Source organism: Leptolyngbya sp. UWPOB_LEPTO1 (genome assembly GCF_017302695.1).
Taxonomy (GTDB): domain Bacteria; phylum Cyanobacteriota; class Cyanobacteriia; order Leptolyngbyales; family Leptolyngbyaceae; genus Leptolyngbya; species Leptolyngbya boryana.
Genome location: NZ_JAFLCJ010000002.1, coordinates 424,203 through 440,475, shown reverse-complemented (window position 1 = coordinate 440,475; position 16,273 = coordinate 424,203). Strand labels below are relative to the sequence as shown.

General features: G+C 47.7%; 13 protein-coding genes. 4 read left to right on the top strand and 9 right to left on the bottom strand.

The window, feature by feature from the left end; genetic code table 11:
* Nucleotides 1–3,162: an efflux RND transporter permease subunit gene (locus tag J0L70_RS04950; RefSeq protein ID WP_287453323.1), complete on the top strand. Its 3,162-nt coding sequence runs from the start codon at nt 1–3 to the stop codon at nt 3,160–3,162.
* A 184-nt stretch (nt 3,163–3,346) separates the two neighbouring features.
* Here the strand turns inward: J0L70_RS04950 and J0L70_RS04945 are convergent, their stop codons facing one another.
* Nucleotides 3,347–3,688 carry a hypothetical protein gene (locus tag J0L70_RS04945; protein WP_017287589.1) on the bottom strand — a complete coding sequence of 114 codons (342 nt, stop codon included), beginning with the start codon at nt 3,686–3,688 and terminating at the stop codon, nt 3,347–3,349.
* A gap of 112 nt (nt 3,689–3,800) precedes the next feature.
* Between J0L70_RS04945 and J0L70_RS04940 the strand changes: the two genes are divergently transcribed.
* Nucleotides 3,801–5,033 (top strand): FGGY-family carbohydrate kinase, encoded by a 1,233-nt coding sequence (locus tag J0L70_RS04940; RefSeq protein WP_287453322.1) that lies wholly within the window; start codon nt 3,801–3,803, stop codon nt 5,031–5,033.
* 112 nt (nt 5,034–5,145) lie between these two features.
* On the opposite strand, the gene cysW is transcribed toward J0L70_RS04940, so the two are convergent.
* Genes cysW through J0L70_RS04925 form a run of 3 tightly spaced genes read right to left on the bottom strand, consistent with a single transcriptional unit; the run spans nt 5,146 to nt 7,918 of the window.
* Nucleotides 5,146–5,991 (bottom strand): sulfate ABC transporter permease subunit CysW, encoded by an 846-nt coding sequence (gene cysW, locus J0L70_RS04935; RefSeq protein WP_287453321.1) that lies wholly within the window; start codon nt 5,989–5,991, stop codon nt 5,146–5,148.
* Nucleotides 5,992–6,003: 12 nt separating this feature from the next.
* Entirely contained in the window at nt 6,004–6,885 is an 882-nt protein-coding gene (gene cysT / locus J0L70_RS04930) for a sulfate ABC transporter permease subunit CysT (protein ID WP_017287592.1), read from the bottom strand.
* A 10-nt stretch (nt 6,886–6,895) separates the two neighbouring features.
* On the bottom strand, nt 6,896–7,918 hold the full coding sequence (locus J0L70_RS04925; RefSeq protein ID WP_287453320.1) for a sulfate ABC transporter substrate-binding protein: 1,023 nt from the start codon (nt 7,916–7,918) through the stop codon (nt 6,896–6,898).
* Nucleotides 7,919–8,103: 185 nt separating this feature from the next.
* Between J0L70_RS04925 and J0L70_RS04920 the strand changes: the two genes are divergently transcribed.
* Entirely contained in the window at nt 8,104–8,610 is a 507-nt protein-coding gene (locus tag J0L70_RS04920) for a DUF2059 domain-containing protein (RefSeq protein WP_017287594.1), read from the top strand.
* Between the two features lie 47 nt (nt 8,611–8,657).
* On the opposite strand, the gene J0L70_RS04915 is transcribed toward J0L70_RS04920, so the two are convergent.
* The 3 genes from J0L70_RS04915 to J0L70_RS04905 all read right to left on the bottom strand — a co-directional run bounded on the left by J0L70_RS04915 (nt 8,658) and on the right by J0L70_RS04905 (nt 12,248).
* Entirely contained in the window at nt 8,658–9,413 is a 756-nt protein-coding gene (locus tag J0L70_RS04915) for a ZIP family metal transporter (RefSeq protein ID WP_287453319.1), read from the bottom strand.
* Between the two features lie 190 nt (nt 9,414–9,603).
* Entirely contained in the window at nt 9,604–10,548 is a 945-nt protein-coding gene (locus J0L70_RS04910) for a zinc-binding dehydrogenase (RefSeq protein WP_287453318.1), read from the bottom strand.
* 29 nt (nt 10,549–10,577) lie between these two features.
* Entirely contained in the window at nt 10,578–12,248 is a 1,671-nt protein-coding gene (locus tag J0L70_RS04905) for a protein kinase domain-containing protein (protein WP_287453317.1), read from the bottom strand.
* Between the two features lie 139 nt (nt 12,249–12,387).
* On the opposite strand from J0L70_RS04905, the gene tatC reads away from it, so the two are divergent.
* On the top strand, nt 12,388–13,200 hold the full coding sequence (gene tatC, locus J0L70_RS04900) for a twin-arginine translocase subunit TatC (RefSeq protein ID WP_268184114.1): 813 nt from the start codon (nt 12,388–12,390) through the stop codon (nt 13,198–13,200).
* 60 nt (nt 13,201–13,260) lie between these two features.
* Here the strand turns inward: tatC and J0L70_RS04895 are convergent, their stop codons facing one another.
* Nucleotides 13,261–15,144, bottom strand: coding sequence for an ABC transporter ATP-binding protein (locus J0L70_RS04895; RefSeq protein WP_287453316.1), 1,884 nt, complete (start codon nt 15,142–15,144; stop codon nt 13,261–13,263).
* Nucleotides 15,145–15,222: 78 nt separating this feature from the next.
* Nucleotides 15,223–16,179 carry an asparaginase gene (locus tag J0L70_RS04890; RefSeq protein WP_017287600.1) on the bottom strand — a complete coding sequence of 319 codons (957 nt, stop codon included), beginning with the start codon at nt 16,177–16,179 and terminating at the stop codon, nt 15,223–15,225.
* Between the last annotated feature and the right edge of the window lie 94 nt (nt 16,180–16,273).

The window sequence follows — 16,273 nt, the reverse complement described above, 5'->3', positions numbered from 1 at the left end:
ATGCTGAATTCTCTACTTGACCAGATTTTAAAAGGCTCGATCGTTCAGCGCTGGCTGATTGTGATTGGCTCGATTCTGGTGACACTCTGGGGGATTTTTAGTGTCACACAGATGCCGCTCGATGTCTTTCCCGAATTTGCACCGCCGCAAGTGGATATTCACACCGAAGCGTCTGGACTTGCTCCAGAAGAAATCGAATCACAAATTACTGTCCCGATCGAGAGTGCGGTAAATGGACTTCCCGGTGTGACCACGGTGCGATCGTCCTCGAAAGTGGGACTCTCAATGGTACAGATCGTCTTCGATCAAAACGCGGACATCTATAAAGCCCGCCAAGCGGTGACAGAAAGCTTGCAGCAAGTGACGAACCAACTTCCTGAAGGTATTCATCCTCCGGAGATTTCGCCATTAGCTTCACCACTCGGCACGATTTTACAATATGCCTTCACGGTGAACGGACAGGGTAAGACGACACTGATGGATTTGCGGCGGTTGGTCGATACGACACTCAGCAGCCAAATCCTCTCCGTTCCAGGAGTCACTCAGGTGACGCTGTATGGTGGAGACGAACGCCAAGAGCAGGTCTTGGTTGATCCAGATAAGCTACGATCGCGCAAAATTTCCTTGTCTGAAGTTACCGCAGCGGCTCAAGGTGCAAACTCTAATGCTCCAGGAGGCTTCCTGACTGGCGGTGGTCAAGAGCTACTCGTGCGCGGAATCGGACAAGTGAAATCGATCGAGGACTTACAGCAGTCTGTGGTGAAAGTTCAAGACGGTAAACCTGTCCTGCTCAAAGATGTGGCAGAAGTCAAAACGGGTGCGGCTCCCAAACGTGGGGATGCCAGCTTTAGGGGGCAGCCCGCGATCGTCTTGATGGTCAACAAACAACCGGATATCGACACGCCAACGGGGACGCAATCGGTTGAAACGATGATGAAATCGTTGCAAGCCACCTTACCCGCCGATGTGCAAGTCGCGCAAACGTTTCGGCAAGCGAACTTTATTGATGTGGCGATCAGGAATGTCGGGGGTTCACTGCTCGAAGGCATTGTCATTGTTTCGGTGATTATGCTGCTGTTCTTAATGAACTGGAGAACAGCATTGATCACCTTAACCGCAATTCCGTTATCGTTGCTGATCGGATTGCTATTGATGAAGTGGATGGGTCTAGGCATCAATACGATGACGATCGGAGGCTTAGTGGTTGCACTCGGAGGCTTTGTGGATGATTCGATCGTCTATATGGAGAATTGCTATCGCGGACTGAGAAATAATCAAGCTGAAGGTCATCCAAAACATCCGTTTAGGGTTGTGCTGGATTCATTTGTCGAAGTGCGATTAGCCGTGATTTTCTCGACGGTGATCATCATTGTGGTGTTTGCTCCGATTTTTAGCTTGACTGGCGTAGAAGGGCGGATTTTTGCTCCGATGGGATTGGCTTATTTGTTGTCGATCGCAGCTTCGTTGATCGTCGCAATGACTCTAACGCCAGCACTCTGCGCGATTTTGTTAGCCAACCAAACCTTGCCGCAAGAAAACACCTTTGTTTCTCGCCTCGCACAGCGGCTTTATCGTCCACTCCTGAATATCTCTTTGCGATCGCCGCAGGTGATTTTAGGAGTCGCTCTTGCTTCACTGATTGCTGCGGTTGCGATCGTGCCTTCTTTGGGTCGAGTCTTTCTACCAGAGTTCCAAGAAAAATCAATGGTGAACTCGATGGTGCTCTTTCCTGGTGTTTCTCTCGACATGACCAATCGAGCAGGCATCGCGCTAAATAACTCGCTCAAAGATAATCCGCTGTTTGAGTGGGTGCAGGTGCGATCTGGACGTGCTCCGGGGGATGCAGATGGCGCAGGGGTAAACATTGCTCACGTCGATGTTGAACTCAGCGATCGCGCAATGCAAAACCGAGAAGCGAGCATCAAACAACTGCGCGAAGCTTTCACGAAGTTGCCTGGAGTGGCTTCTAACATTGGTGGGTTTATTTCTCACCGGATGGATGAAGTGCTCTCTGGAGTAAGAAGTGCGATCGCGGTGAAAATCTTCGGCCCTGATCTCGCTGAACTGAGAAAGATCGGGGAACAAGTTCGCGATGTGATTCAGCCGATTCAGGGTGTTGTAGACTTGCAGCTTGAACCTCAGTTGCCAATTCGACAAGTACAAATTCAATACGATCGGGCTGCCGCTGCGACTTATGGCTTGAGTATGGAGCAGATCTCGAACACTGTTGAAACGGCGCTCAATGGTCGTGTGGTTTCTCAAGTTGCAGAAAATCAACAGTTAATTGATATTGCAGTTTCGCTGACAGAACCCGCCCGTAACAACCTAGACGCGATTCGGGCGATTCCGATCGTTGCTCCAACTGGACAAACGATTTCGCTTGGTACTGTCGCCAAAGTAGACTACGGCATGGGCGCGAATATTGTGAATCGGGAAGATGTTTCTCGCTTGATTGTGGTTTCTGCGAACGTTGCAGAACGCGATCTCGGGAGCGTGGTCGGTGACATTCAATCGCAGATTCAGCAAAGGGTGAAACTGCCGAATGGCTACTTTATCCAGTACGGCGGACAGTTCGAGTCTGAGCAGCGGGCAACTAATAATCTACTGGTGTTTAGTATTTTGGCAGCCGTTATGATTGCGGTGCTGATGTTCTTCTCAGTTCGATCTCTGCCTGCTACGATCGCTATCATGATCAACCTTCCCTTAGCACTTGTGGGTGGTATTGTCTCAATTCTATTAAGTGGGGGTGTGATGTCTGTTGCTTCTTTAGTAGGCTTCATCACATTGTTTGGGGTTGCAGTTCGCAATGGTTTGTTGCTGGTTGATAATTACAACAACAAATTTGCGCAAGGAATGCCGCTGAAAGATGTTATCGTCAAAGGCTCGCTTGAGCGGATTGATGCCATTTTGATGACGGCTTTAACTTCGGCGTTAGGAACCTTGCCGCTGGTACTTTCGAGCGGAGCCGGAAACGAAATCCTGCAACCGTTAGCTATTGTGGTGTTAGGGGGCTTGTTTACGTCTACGGCGCTAACACTACTCGTCATTCCTGCCATCTATGCGAAGTTTGGCAAGCGATTGATTCCGAGACAGCGGGATTCTACTGTTGACGAAGGCTTTTCGCGCAGTTCAACTCAGCCTTCCGCAGACTCCGTGCTGTAATTCTGTTAATCCCAAAAGTAGAGGCGCGATTGTTTCTGGATTAAAGAAGCGATCGCGCCTCTACATCGAGCATGAATCAGCGATTGCTATCAGCAAGTGGTTTTTGTCTGAATATTCTGAAGCGTTTAATGGACTTTTCTAGCAGATTAAAGTAACACGCTCCTGTTTTGAAATTGCTACTCTATTAATTTTCAAATAGCAATTCAAATTCGGTTTTGAGCGCATCAATATCTGCGACACGGCTGACTAAAAGACTGTCTTTTCCTGCATCTTGAAGTCGATCCTTCCAGTGAGAAATCGCATCTGAATTTTTCACCCAAAAGCTCACAACAGTATCAACCACTTCATCTAGATTCCACGGATGGTGAGGGCTGACCGTTTCCACGGAATAAATCAGTGCATCTAAAGTACACTCAAAGCTCGATAAGTATTCAACTCCTGTTTCTAAATCTTTTTGAAGAAGGTCTTGTTGTTGATTGAAGAAAGACAAAATTGGAGAGACTCCAACAATGTTAAACGTATACATCTATACTTTTTCTCCTCAAAATTGCGAACAATCTTTTTATGAGAATAGTTTAAGTAGTTCTAAATAGATTTGAATAGATTTGTATCACAAATTTAATGTTGATTCGTCACCCATGCATCTATCTCTAGGTATTGATTTCGGCACTTCTGGCGCACGCGCGATCGCGATTCGCCCCGATGGCAAAATCGAGGCTCAAGCCGCAGTCTCTTATACTTCTAATCTTGCCCAGACTTGGCTTGAAACACTGTGGCAATTGCTACGAAATCTGCCCGAAGTGGTGAGAAATCATCTCGATCGCATCGCAATTAATGGGACATCTTCAACCGTACTACTGTGCGATCGCGCAGGTCGTCCGATCACTGAACCTCTGTTGTACAACGATGCACGTGGAGTGAGTGTTTTAGAGAGAATTCGAGCGATCGCACCTGCTGATCATCCGGTTGTGAGTTCAACGTCTACACTGGCTAAATTGCTGTGGTGGCAAGAGAACTGCGAGGATTTTTCCCAAGCGAGATATCTATTGCATCAAGCTGACTGGTTAGCATTTCAACTACACGGTCAATGTGGCATCAGTGACTATCACAATAGCTTGAAGCTTGGATATGATGTCGAGCAATTCAACTATCCAAGCTGGCTCCCACGGCAAGAACTCTTGCCAATTGTCCAAGAGCCAGGAAGCGCGATCGCACCGATTCAATCTTCGATCGCTCAAGCATTTAACATTCCTGCTGACTGTCGAATTCATGTAGGTACAACCGATAGCATTGCGGCTTTTATTGCTAGTCGAGCTAGTACCTCTGGAGAAGCTGTGACTTCATTAGGCTCAACGCTTGTTCTGAAACTCCTCAGTGATACTCGGATTGATGATACTCGTTACGGGATCTATAGCCATCGATTTGGCAAGCGCTGGCTCGTAGGTGGCGCTTCAAATACGGGTGGAGCAGTGTTAAAGCAGTTCTTCACGACGGAAGAATTGATTGAATTGAGCGATCGTATTTCTGCTAGTCAAGAAAGTCCGTTAGATTACTATCCGTTGTTAAAACCGGGAGATCGATTTCCAATCAATGATCCTGAATTAATGCCGAGATTAGAGCCGAAACCGCTCGATCGTGTTGAGTTTTTACATGGCTTACTCGAAAGTATGGCAAGGATTGAAGCTCAGGGATATCGATTACTTGAATCGTTCGGTGCAACGCCGTTAAAGCAGGTTTTCACCGCAGGAGGCGGAGCAAAAAATTCGGCTTGGACAGCAATTCGACACAGACAGCTTGGTGTGTCTGTGAGCGAGGCAGTCCAGACAGAAGCGGCATATGGGACGGCTTATCTTGCTTTGGAGGGGATTTGAAGAGGTGGGGAGTGAGGAGTGCCTAGATTTAGATTACTCCCTATCCCTCTATCTTCTTATCCGATTGATTGGGGTGAACGACTAGCGAAATCTTTCTGACTCACTCGATCGCTTATTCTTCCTCTGAAATTCGCGACTTCCGTTGCATAATTTCTTTCACAACTAGCGTAACGACTGCAAGCAAGGCGAGCAACACTGCTGCTGAATAAGCTGACTCGGTTGCATACTGCTTATACTCTTCCTCGATAAACAGCGGCAAACTTTGCGTCTTACCTGCCAAATTTCCTGACACAACTGAGACGGCTCCGAACTCACCCATTGCTCTCGCATTTGTCAGAATGACTCCATAGAGCAAGCCCCAACGAATACTCGGTAACGTGACTCGCCAAAATGTCTGCCAGTGACTAGCACCTAAAGTACTTGCTGCTTCTTCCTGCTCTGGGCCAATCTCATCTAAGACTGGAATCACTTCTCGTGCTACAAACGGCAAGCTCACAAACATCGTTGCCAGTACCATGCCCGGAAACGCAAAAATAATTTTGATATCAGCAGCATTCAGCATTGGTCCAAACCAGCCATTCCGTCCATACAGCAAGACCAACATCAAACCTGCAACTACAGGCGAAATCGCAAACGGCAGGTCAATAATGCTCAACAATAAAGCACGACCTCGAAACTGCTTTCGTGCGAGTGCCCAAGCTGTACACAATCCAAAAATGATGTTCAGCGGTACAGAAATAGCGGCTAATGCGATCGTCAATCTCACGGCTGCCATAAAGTTCGGCTGTCGTAAATTCGCGAGAAATGGAGCAACCCCATTCTTAAAAGCCTGATAGAAAACATTGATCGCGGGAATGTAAATGATCAGCGCGAGAAATGCGATCGCGATCGTAATTAAAACGGCTGGAACCCATGCGACTTTCTTCCTTGAACGAGTTGAACTCACGATCGTACTCATCTCATTCACTCCTTAATGTCCTACTCGTTTACTCGAAGAACCCGAATCGTAACGTCTACCCCACGCTTGCAGTAGATTGAGTCCCAACAGCATCAACAGCGAAATTGCGAGTAGCACAATTCCGATCACAGTTGCACCTGCATAGTCATACTGTTCCAACCGTTGAAAAATCAACACAGGTGCAATCAAATCCCTAAATGGCGTATTCGAGGCAACAATCACCGTCGAACCATATTCACCCACTGCACGCGAGAATCCCAAAGCAACCCCGGTTAAGATTGCAGGTAACAGGGGCGGCAAAATCACATGTCGAAACGTCTCCCATTCAGAAGCACCCAAACTCCAAGCAGCTTCCTCAGTTTCTTTTTCCATCTCAGCGAGGACTGGTTGCACGGTGCGAATCACAAATGGCAGGGAAATAAACACCATCGCAATCCCAACACCCAATCGAGTGAACGCAATCTTAATGCCAAAAGGAGCCAACAGCGAGCCAATCCATCCTTCCTCGCTATACACTGTTGCCAGCGTTAAACCTGCAACGGCTGTTGGCAAAGCAAACGGCAAATCGACTGAAGCATCGATGAACTTTTTGAAAGGAAAATCGTATCGGACTAAAACCCAAGCAATCAATGTGCCAAACACGCCATTAATTAAAGCTGCGATTAAAGCAGTCGTAAACGTGATGTCATACGTTGACAAAGCGATCGGGCTAGTAGCAATACTCCAAAACTTCTCTACTCCGACGGTTGATGCTTTCAAGAACATTGCAACTGTTGGAATGATTAGCATCACAGTGAGATAGCCAATCATGATCCGCCATGTCCAAGGAGCCTGAACAATCGATCGGAATGCGACCTTCCAAAATGGGACTTTCTCAGAGCTAGAAGTAACCATCAATTTCCTCTTATGACTGTTTTGATGCAGCGATCGTTTGATCAAAAATGCCGCCGTCTTCAAAGAATTTTTTCTGAACTTTGCCCCAGCCGCCAAAGTCCTGAATCGTTGCTAAATCCTTGACAGGCTGGAATTGTCCAGCATCTTTGCTAAAGGGACGAAATCCTAATTTGACAAACTCTGCTTGCGCTGCGGGCGTAAATAAGAACTTTGCATACGCTTCTGCGGCGTCGCGAGTTTTATTGCGATCGACATTCTTATCGACCACTGCTAGAGGTGTATCGATCGAAATATTCACGTCTGGAACAATGTATTCGAGTGGAATTCCTTTCTGCTGCGCGAGGATTACCTCATTTTCATAGTTGATCAGCGCATCTCCCTGTCCCTGTTTTGCGAAAGCATCGGTTGCTTCCCGCGCATCTCGAGCGAGGACTGCAACATTCTTAAACTCCTTCGCAACTAAGATTTTCGCTTTCGCTTCATCATTGTTACTGCGTTTCAAGGCATCATTCCACAGCGCCATAAAATTCCAACGTGCGCCTCCTGATGTTTTGGGATCAGGCGTTACCCACTTCACATCATCGCGTGTCAGATCTTGAAAGGACTGAATATTTTTAGGATTTCCAGGTCGCACCACGATCGCGACAACCGTTCTTGCAACAATGCCTTGATTGGGAACTCTCGCTGCCCAGTCTTGACGAATCAATCCCTCTTTGACAATTCTCTCCGTGTCGGCTGCCACTGCTAAATGTGTAATATCAGCATCGAGTCCATCAATCACAGCCCGAGTTTGAGAGCCTGATGCGCCATAGCTATAGCTGAAGATCACATCTTGACCCTTTTCTTTTTTCCACTGTTCGATGAATCTTGGAATAATGGCATCATGTGCCGCTTTGGGAACTGCATAGCCAACCAGCGTCAGTGCCACATTCGAGCCAGCATTGCCACCACTACAGGCAGCAACCGTCATACTCAATGTCACGCCTAGCAAAAATAGGGCGATTGATTTGATTCCAAGTCGTCGAAACTGCATCGTGCTCTCCCTGCCTTTTACGGTTGATCACAGGTGTTACCGTAATTAGGCGATCCCTATCCTATCGGGGAATGAGCGCGATCGCAATAGAATTCCTCATTTTCTGACCGGAATATGCGGGATTAGATATAAATCGAGTTTGAACTGTTATCTTGGCGGAAGATGATGTCTTTTCAGGAACAAGTATGCTCAAGCTCAACTTCCGATGGCTAGCGGCTCTTTTTGTGAGTTGTGTCTTATTTATCAGTTGCGCGGCAAATTCTCAGAATATCGCAGAGCCTCCAATCCAAACTCAACGAGAACTTGCAAAAGCAGTGCTGGCTGAAGCTGGAATTGATCAAAGATACGATCTATATCTCGGCAACAGTATTGATATGGCAATGTTTTCACCAGAACCAAGAAACTTAAAACTGATGGCATGGCTCAAATCACTCGTCGCCAAAGAAGCAGGATGGAAATTTGCTGAAACAACCTACGTGACTCAGTTAGAAGCAAATTTTTCAGCACCGGAACTCAAGGAACTCTTAGCTCTAGCAAAGCAGCCATTGATGAAAAAACTGCTCCAGGCTGATTTAGATGCCTATGTTGCAGCAGGTGGAGAACGGCGCAAGCGATTCTTTCAAGTTTGGGATGACTACAATTACGGGAAGTTCGATATCCCCGCTGAAGTTCGCAACGATCACTCAAACTAGCGCAACTCACAGTTATGACTTGCAAGTCAACCCTATTGCCTACAGCATTAACCTCCAAGCTTACTCAGAACGAATGCAGCGAGAAATCCGCACACTGTAATTAGTCCTGCGAAATCATGTGTGTATTCAAACGCCTCAGGAATCATCGTATCTGCAATCATGGCGAGAATGGCTCCTGCTGCAATCGCATCCGTCGCTGCGATAATCTCCGTGGAAACGTGGCTAAACACAACATAGCCAAATAATGCAGCAATGCCCGATGAGATCGCAATCAAGCTCCAAATTCCGAAAATATATTTGAGTGATCGACCCGCTTGCTTCATGCCCGCAGCGCTGGACAATCCTTCAGGAACATTCGATAAAAACACGGCTGCTACCGTCACCCAACTCACCACACCCCCACCGAGCATACTCACACCAATCACGATCGATTCAGGAATACCGTCGAGTAGCGCGCCGACTGCGATCGCGGCTCCGCTTCCCGAATTATCCGCTTCACTCGGTTGCTTTTGCCCAGACCGCTTGCGATGTTTTGCACCTTGAGTCGAGAGAAACCAATTGGCTAAGGTGTAAACGGTAGCTCCGCTGATAAAGCCGATCGCAGTTGAATCAAATCCACCGCGCTGAAAGGCTTCGTCCATCAATTCAAAAGACAACGCTGAAATCAGTACTCCAGCACCAAACGCCATAATTGCAGCGATGAGGCGTTGGGGTAATCGGGCAAAATAGCCTACTGCCGCTCCTAAAACAAGCGCTGAACCGCCAAGTAAGCCCCATAAACCTGCAATGAACCAAGAAGGCATGGTTCTCTCACTTAGAATTGATTGTTTTCTAATAAGCGTGCTAGAAAAGCACTACTGATTGCGCCATAACCCACGATTAATAAGAGTCCAGTTAACATAAGGTTCGCTCCTAATGCTTAGAATAGCTACACTTTAGAGCGACGAATTAACATTGACTTCCTCACTGGGATATTATCCGATCGAGAGAGTTCTATGTCCGAAGTTGAAGAACAGCTTTACCTAGAAATTGCCGATCAGTCAGTTGTTGCGCGACTTGAGCAACCTCTTGCCATGAAGCTTCTAAATCGATGTGAGGCTTCAGTAAGTCTTGCTCAACAAGCTTAACTAAGCGCGTCAGTCCAGCAGCAGCAGTTTGCTTGGTCAGTTCATGAAATAGGATAAAGCCATAGAAATTTAAGCCACCCTTGCCATAGAATTTGGAGACGTTGAAAGTTACTTCTGACCCTGCTGTCGCTCCGAAGGTTACGCAGGTTCCATCGAGTGCAAGGTTTTCTAGCACGCCAGGTAACACATCTCCGCCCACAGAATCGAGTGCAAGATCATAAGGTGCAAACTGATCAAATCGATTGCCGACAATCACTTGATGCGCTTTGGCGGTTTTGACAAATTCTACTAACTCAGAGCGACGCACTTGAGCCGTGACGATCGCGCCTGCTGCTGCTGCAAGTTGACACGCAAAATATCCGACTCCACCCGATGCACCCGTAATCAGAACCGAGCGATCGAGTAAATTTCCACCTTTCTCCAACGCTAATAATGCGGTCAATCCAGCGACAGGGAGCGTCGCCGCAGTTTTAAAGTCAACTGAATCTGGTAAAGCCGCGATCGCATCCGTCGAAACGGCAACTTCTTCTGCCCAAGCTCCCCCGCTCAAAAATCCCACAACCCGCGTTCCAACTGGAAATCCAGAGCCATCAGCGGCAGCGACTGAAATCGTTCCGGCAAAGTCCCAACCGGGTCGCCAACCCGCTGCGGCACTCAGCGATCGTCGAACTTCACCGCGATTCAGCGAAATGGCAGCAACTTCAACAATTGCTTGATTCGGCAAGGCTGAAGGGGGATGAACTAATGCGATCGCTAAGCGTCCAGGTACATCTGGGTCAACAACAACGGCTCGAATCATATCTGTACCCATGCACTTTTTCGACGATCAGTTTATCAGATTCACATCCCCACAAAATCCTCCCGCACCCAACCTCTTGCCTTAGAAGCTGGAAATTCAACGAAATACCAGGTTCTATCATCCTCGCCCAGCGTTTGCTCCAAGACAACGACTCGATCCCCAACTAATCCATAGCTTGGCGCACTCGCAGTAGTCGAAGGTGCAGAACGGATATTCACACGACTTCCAATCGTTTCGCCTAGCAATCGTCCCTCACGAGGAAATTGAGAAATTTCAGATGGATCATTGATGGAATCGGTTTGTTCTGCTTGAATCCAGCCCTCCGCACCTGACGGAAACTTCACATAGTACCAAAGCTCTTGACTATCATTTTCTGTCAGTCGGGTAGCAATTACTTGATCACCTGTCAGACCGTAATGGGGGGAATTCGATCGCGTAGAAGGCTGAGCATAAACTTTTACCTGTCCTCCAGCAATTCCCTTGAGAACAAGCGGCACAGAAATCACTTCCCCGGGTGGATTATTGTCCGTTGGAGAGGGTTTAGGATTGCTAGAAGTAATAGGACTCGGCTCAGGAGAAGCAGTGCGAACCCGAGGACTTTCAACCGGCGATGGGGATGGGCTTGCTTCCGTGAAAGGCTTCCCGGTTGGGTTAGGACTCGCAATCGTAGATCGAACAATGGGCGGCAGAGTGAGAACATGAGGATCACGACTAAGGAAAAAGCTCACTGTTCCAACGGCTGCAAGTAATCCACCGCCAACAATTCCAGCCGTGATCAGTTTTGAGCGATCGGGTTGAGTCGATGAAGCAGACACCACACTCGATGAATTCGAGGCGAGCATGACAGTGCCGACCTCAGTACTAGCTTGATGAATCTGAGTCGAAGGGACGGTAGACGTTGGAGATTCTAGGACGGCTCGAAGTTGAGCCGCACTCGCATATCGATCGCGTGGATGCGATCGCACCATTTTGGTTAGAATCGCCGCAAATTCAGGGCTTAACTGAGGTGCGTTCTGCTGCCATAAAATATCTCCAGTTTGCGGATCGGTTTCTAACAGTTGAGGAGATCGACCTGTGAGCAGATAGATTGCAGTCAATCCTAAACTGTAAAGATCACTTGAGGGAATGGGTCTACCTGCGGCTTGTTCAGAGGGCATATAGCCTGGTGTGCCAATCACGATCGAACTGGTAGGATTTCCTCTCGAATTAAACACCGTTCCCATTGTTTCGCGAACCGCGCCATAGTCGATCAGCACTGGCTCCTGATTAGAATTTCGCAGGATGATATTTTCAGGTTTGATATCGCGGTGAATCATGCCCTGAGCGTGGATAAATTCCAGCACAGGTAAAAGATCAAGCAAGATCTTACGGACAGAATTTTCGGTGAACAGTGCTTTGCGATCGACGAGTTGTTCTAACGTTTCGCCTTCAATCCATTCTTGTACGAGATAAAACTGCCCCGCATCATTGAAATAGGCGTAGAGTCTAGGAATTTGGAGATGATTTTCGCCTAGTTTTTCTAAAATCGCAGCTTCTCGCTGAAATCGGTCTTGAATCACTTGATAAACGCCTGCTTCAGTCGTGACAGGCTTGAGTTGTTTAATCACACAAATCCGTCTAGAGGGCATTTGGGTGTCTTCTGCTAAGAAGGTCTGACCAAATCCTCCTTCGCCTAACGTTCGTAAGATCTGATATCGATTCGCAAGCAGCATTGTCAAGTTTTTAAGGGAGTTGAAGAACCTAGACCCTGATGTGGAGACATTTTCCCAACTATATCAACAGAAGCCAGTTTGTCTCTATGCCTCTCCTCGATACAATGAGTACAACCCATCGGACAGAAAGATAGAATCCATGACTGCTCCCTCGGAACTCGAAACGACTCAATCCACCGATATCACTTCAGATACGGCGAAGGATCTCGCGCCTGCTGATCCACCGACCCTAGCAGATGATGGAGACATTCTCGATGATGTTGAGATGTCGCTGTTTGATCATTTAGAAGAATTGCGGCAGCGAATTTTTTATTCGTTAATCGCGATCGTCGTTTGCATTATTGGGTGTTTTGTCTATGTCAGACCGCTGGTGCAATTCTTGGAAGTGCCAGCCGTTGGGGTGAAATTCCTCCAGCTTGCGCCAGGAGAATATTTCTTTGTTTCGATGAAGGTGGCAGGATATAGCGGTCTGGTGCTGGCTGCGCCGATGATTTTGTATCAGATTGTCGCGTTTGTGCTGCCAGGGCTGACACGCAGAGAGAAACGGTTTTTAGCGCCCGTGATCTTTGGGTCAAGTATTTTATTTCTGGCAGGATTGGCATTTGCTTATGCGTTGCTGATTCCGGCAGCGTTGAATTTCTTTATCTCTTACGGTGCGGAAGTTGTTGAGCAGGCTTGGTCAATCGATCGCTATTTTGAGTTTGTGTTGCTTTTGATGTTTAGTACTGGATTGGCGTTTCAAATTCCAGTTGTGCAGGCATTGTTGGGATTTTTGGGAATTGTTTCTTCTCAAACGATGCTGTCAGGATGGAAATATGTGCTGTTAGGTTCAGCGATTTTGGGTGCAGTGATTACGCCTTCAACTGATCCATTGACGCAGAGTTTGTTAGGTGGAGCGGTTTTGGGCTTGTATTTTGGTGGGATTGGCTTGGTGAAACTGTTAGGCAAATAATTGTATTCAACACAAAAGCGGCAAACTGAATCATTTGCCGCTTTCGTTTTAAATTGAGGATTATGCCGATCGAGATTGTTGACGCTGTTGGATGCGATCGATTGAACCGACTGGAATTGCAGAAATTAATTGCCGTGTATAAGGCGTTTGCGGCTTGGAGTAGATTGTATCGGCTGTACCAATTTCTTCGATCTTGCCGCGATTCATCACGATAATGCGATCGCTCATGAACTTGACTACACTCAAGTCGTGTGAAATGAAAATGTAAGTCAAGCCGAATTCTGCCTGCAATTCTTTTAAGAGGTTGAGCACTTGTGCTTGGACAGAAACATCGAGCGCCGAGACCGACTCATCGCAAATAATAAATTTAGGATTTAGGGCAAGCGATCGCGCAATACAAATCCGCTGCCGCTGACCGCCTGAGAATTCATGCGGATAGCGCCGCATCCATTTCGGGTCAAGTCCAACTCGCTGCAAGAGATATTCGGCGCGCTCTCGATACTGCTTGCGATTGCCTCGACCATAAATCACCAAAGGCTCCATCACCGCATCCCCAATGTTCATCCGCGGATCGAGGGAGCTAAATGGATTTTGGAAAATAATTTGGGCTTCTCGACGCAGTTGACGCAATTGGGATTTTGACAGTTTGAGAATGTCTTGATCCTCAAAAAAGATCTTGCCTTGCTTCGGCTCGATCAATCTCAGCAGCGTTCGTGCCAAGGTGGACTTGCCACAACCCGATTCACCTACTAATCCTAGGGTTTCCCCAGGATAGACATCGAATGAAACATCATTCACTGCCATGAGATATCGCTTGGTTTGCCCAAACACGCCACGAACTGGAAAGGCGACTTGCAAATTTTGCACGGAAACGAGCGGAGCATGTTTCTGGAGGTCTTGCAGTCTTTGAGCAAGTTCCGCTTCGCTGACTTCTTGAGCTTCTGCTAGAACTGCATGAACATCCTGTTTTTTTGCCTGGATCAATTTTTCACCCGTTGGCAACATGGAGACTTCCATGAAATCTGAAACTGTGGGCAAGAATCTCAACCGTCGATGAGGCTGTGGGCGGCAAGTCAACAATCCGCGCGTGTAAGGATGTTTGGGATTGGAGAAAATTTCTAGAACCGAACCATATTCGACGATTTTGCCTTCGTACATCACCGCCACGTCATCCGCGATTTCTGCAATCAAGCCTAAATCATGCGTGATGAACATCATTGCCATTCCACGACGATCGCGCAGTTCTCGCAGCAGATCCAAAATCGTTGCCTGCACCGTTACATCCAATGCAGTCGTCGGTTCATCTGCAATCAGCAGGGTTGGGTTACACGCGATCGCCATTGCAATCATGATCCGCTGCAACTGTCCGCCGGAAAGTTCGTGCGGATAGCGATCGAGCATCGAGGTTTTTTGGCGATTCAATTCGGCATCGATTTCGGATTCAGCGATCGATTGCTCTTCTAAAATGCGCCGCTTCATTTCGTCGTCGGGCGGCAAGACGCGGACTTCTTGCAACAGCGCTGCCGCACGGCGACGGGCTTCGGATTGAGAAATATCTTCATGCTGCCGAATCGCTTCGACGAGCTGAAAACCGCATGTGTAAACCGGATTCAGCGAAGTCATCGGTTCTTGGAAGATCATCGAGATCTGCTCACCCCGATACTTCTGGATCTGTTTTTCGGGAACCGTGAGTAAATCAATTGGCTCTTGGGCATCTCTCGCCTGAAACCAAATTTCGCCGCTTGTAATCCGTCCAGGGGGATTGGGAATTAATTGCATCACTGCAAGAGAAGTCACCGATTTCCCTGAGCCTGATTCGCCGACAATTCCTAAAGTGCGTCCACGTCTGACCTGAAATGAAATACTATCAACAGCTTTGATGATTCTTTCATCGGTTTTGAATTGAACCTGCAAGTTGCGGACATTCAGGATAGTGTCGCTCATGAGAATCGGTGCACTCTAGAGAAGATTAATGATGTGATTTTAACAACGCGATCGTCATTTGGAAGGTTCCAAGTGCAACTAAAGCATGGAAAGTTCGCCCGCGACATCGAGTCGCTTATATTGTCCGATCGTGATGTACTTCTCCGAGAGATTTTCCGCAATGGCAGGGGTAATCCACCCCATTTGGCGCAAAACGTGAATGGCGATCGCGTATTTGGCGCGTTTTGCACCGTCCATCACCTTAATCGCCAGTCCCATGCCTTCCCCGACTCGTCCAATACACTGAATGCCTTCTGCACCCGATTTGCTGACGAGTTCGCCTTCACTCAGCCGCATTAATTCGGTGTCAAACTCGCCTTCTCCCGCCACCAAGGTTGGGTGATGGGTCATGGCTCTGACAATGCGTTCCATGTCGAGATTTCCGCCAGAAGCAAGCTGACCATAGAGCCAAGCCAGTTGGCGAAGCTGCATAAAATAAGTCGGTGCGCCACAGTCGTCACGGGCAGGAATGAATTCTTCGGCAGGATTTTTGAGAAATTCTGCGAGCTTACTCAGAATCAGTTGCTGCACCGGATGATGGTAGTTCAAATAATCGGTAAACGGAAAGCCTAGTTGTTGAGAGACTGCCAACATTCCCGCATGTTTGCCTGAGCAGTTGTATTCTAGGGGGCTTTTCTTGCCAGCAGGAATAGGACATTGCAGGGCGCTCGGATCGATATCAGCACGCCAGAGAATGTTAAAAGCTTGGCGAACTTGTTCGATCGAGCCTTTGTGCGAGCTACAAATAATGGCTAAATCGCGATCGGTCAAATTAAACCGCTCCAATGTGCCAGATGCAGTCACAGCAATGGCTTGAAACGGTTTGAGTGCGGATCGAGCAAATGTGGCGGTTTCAGGATTGCCCGCGCATAGGAGCAATCGACCGCGATCGTCACAAATGACCGCTTGAGCATGATGTACGGATTCGGTGATCCCTTCGCGCAGTAACCGGACTTCGAGTTCTGCGGTAGTTTGAATTTTTCTTCCCCTTGTCATACGTAGAAATCTAGCATATGGACTCAAATCCGATTCATGAATGTTAGGAATTGCAATGCACTCAACGACCAGATTTCTCTATACCCCCTATCTA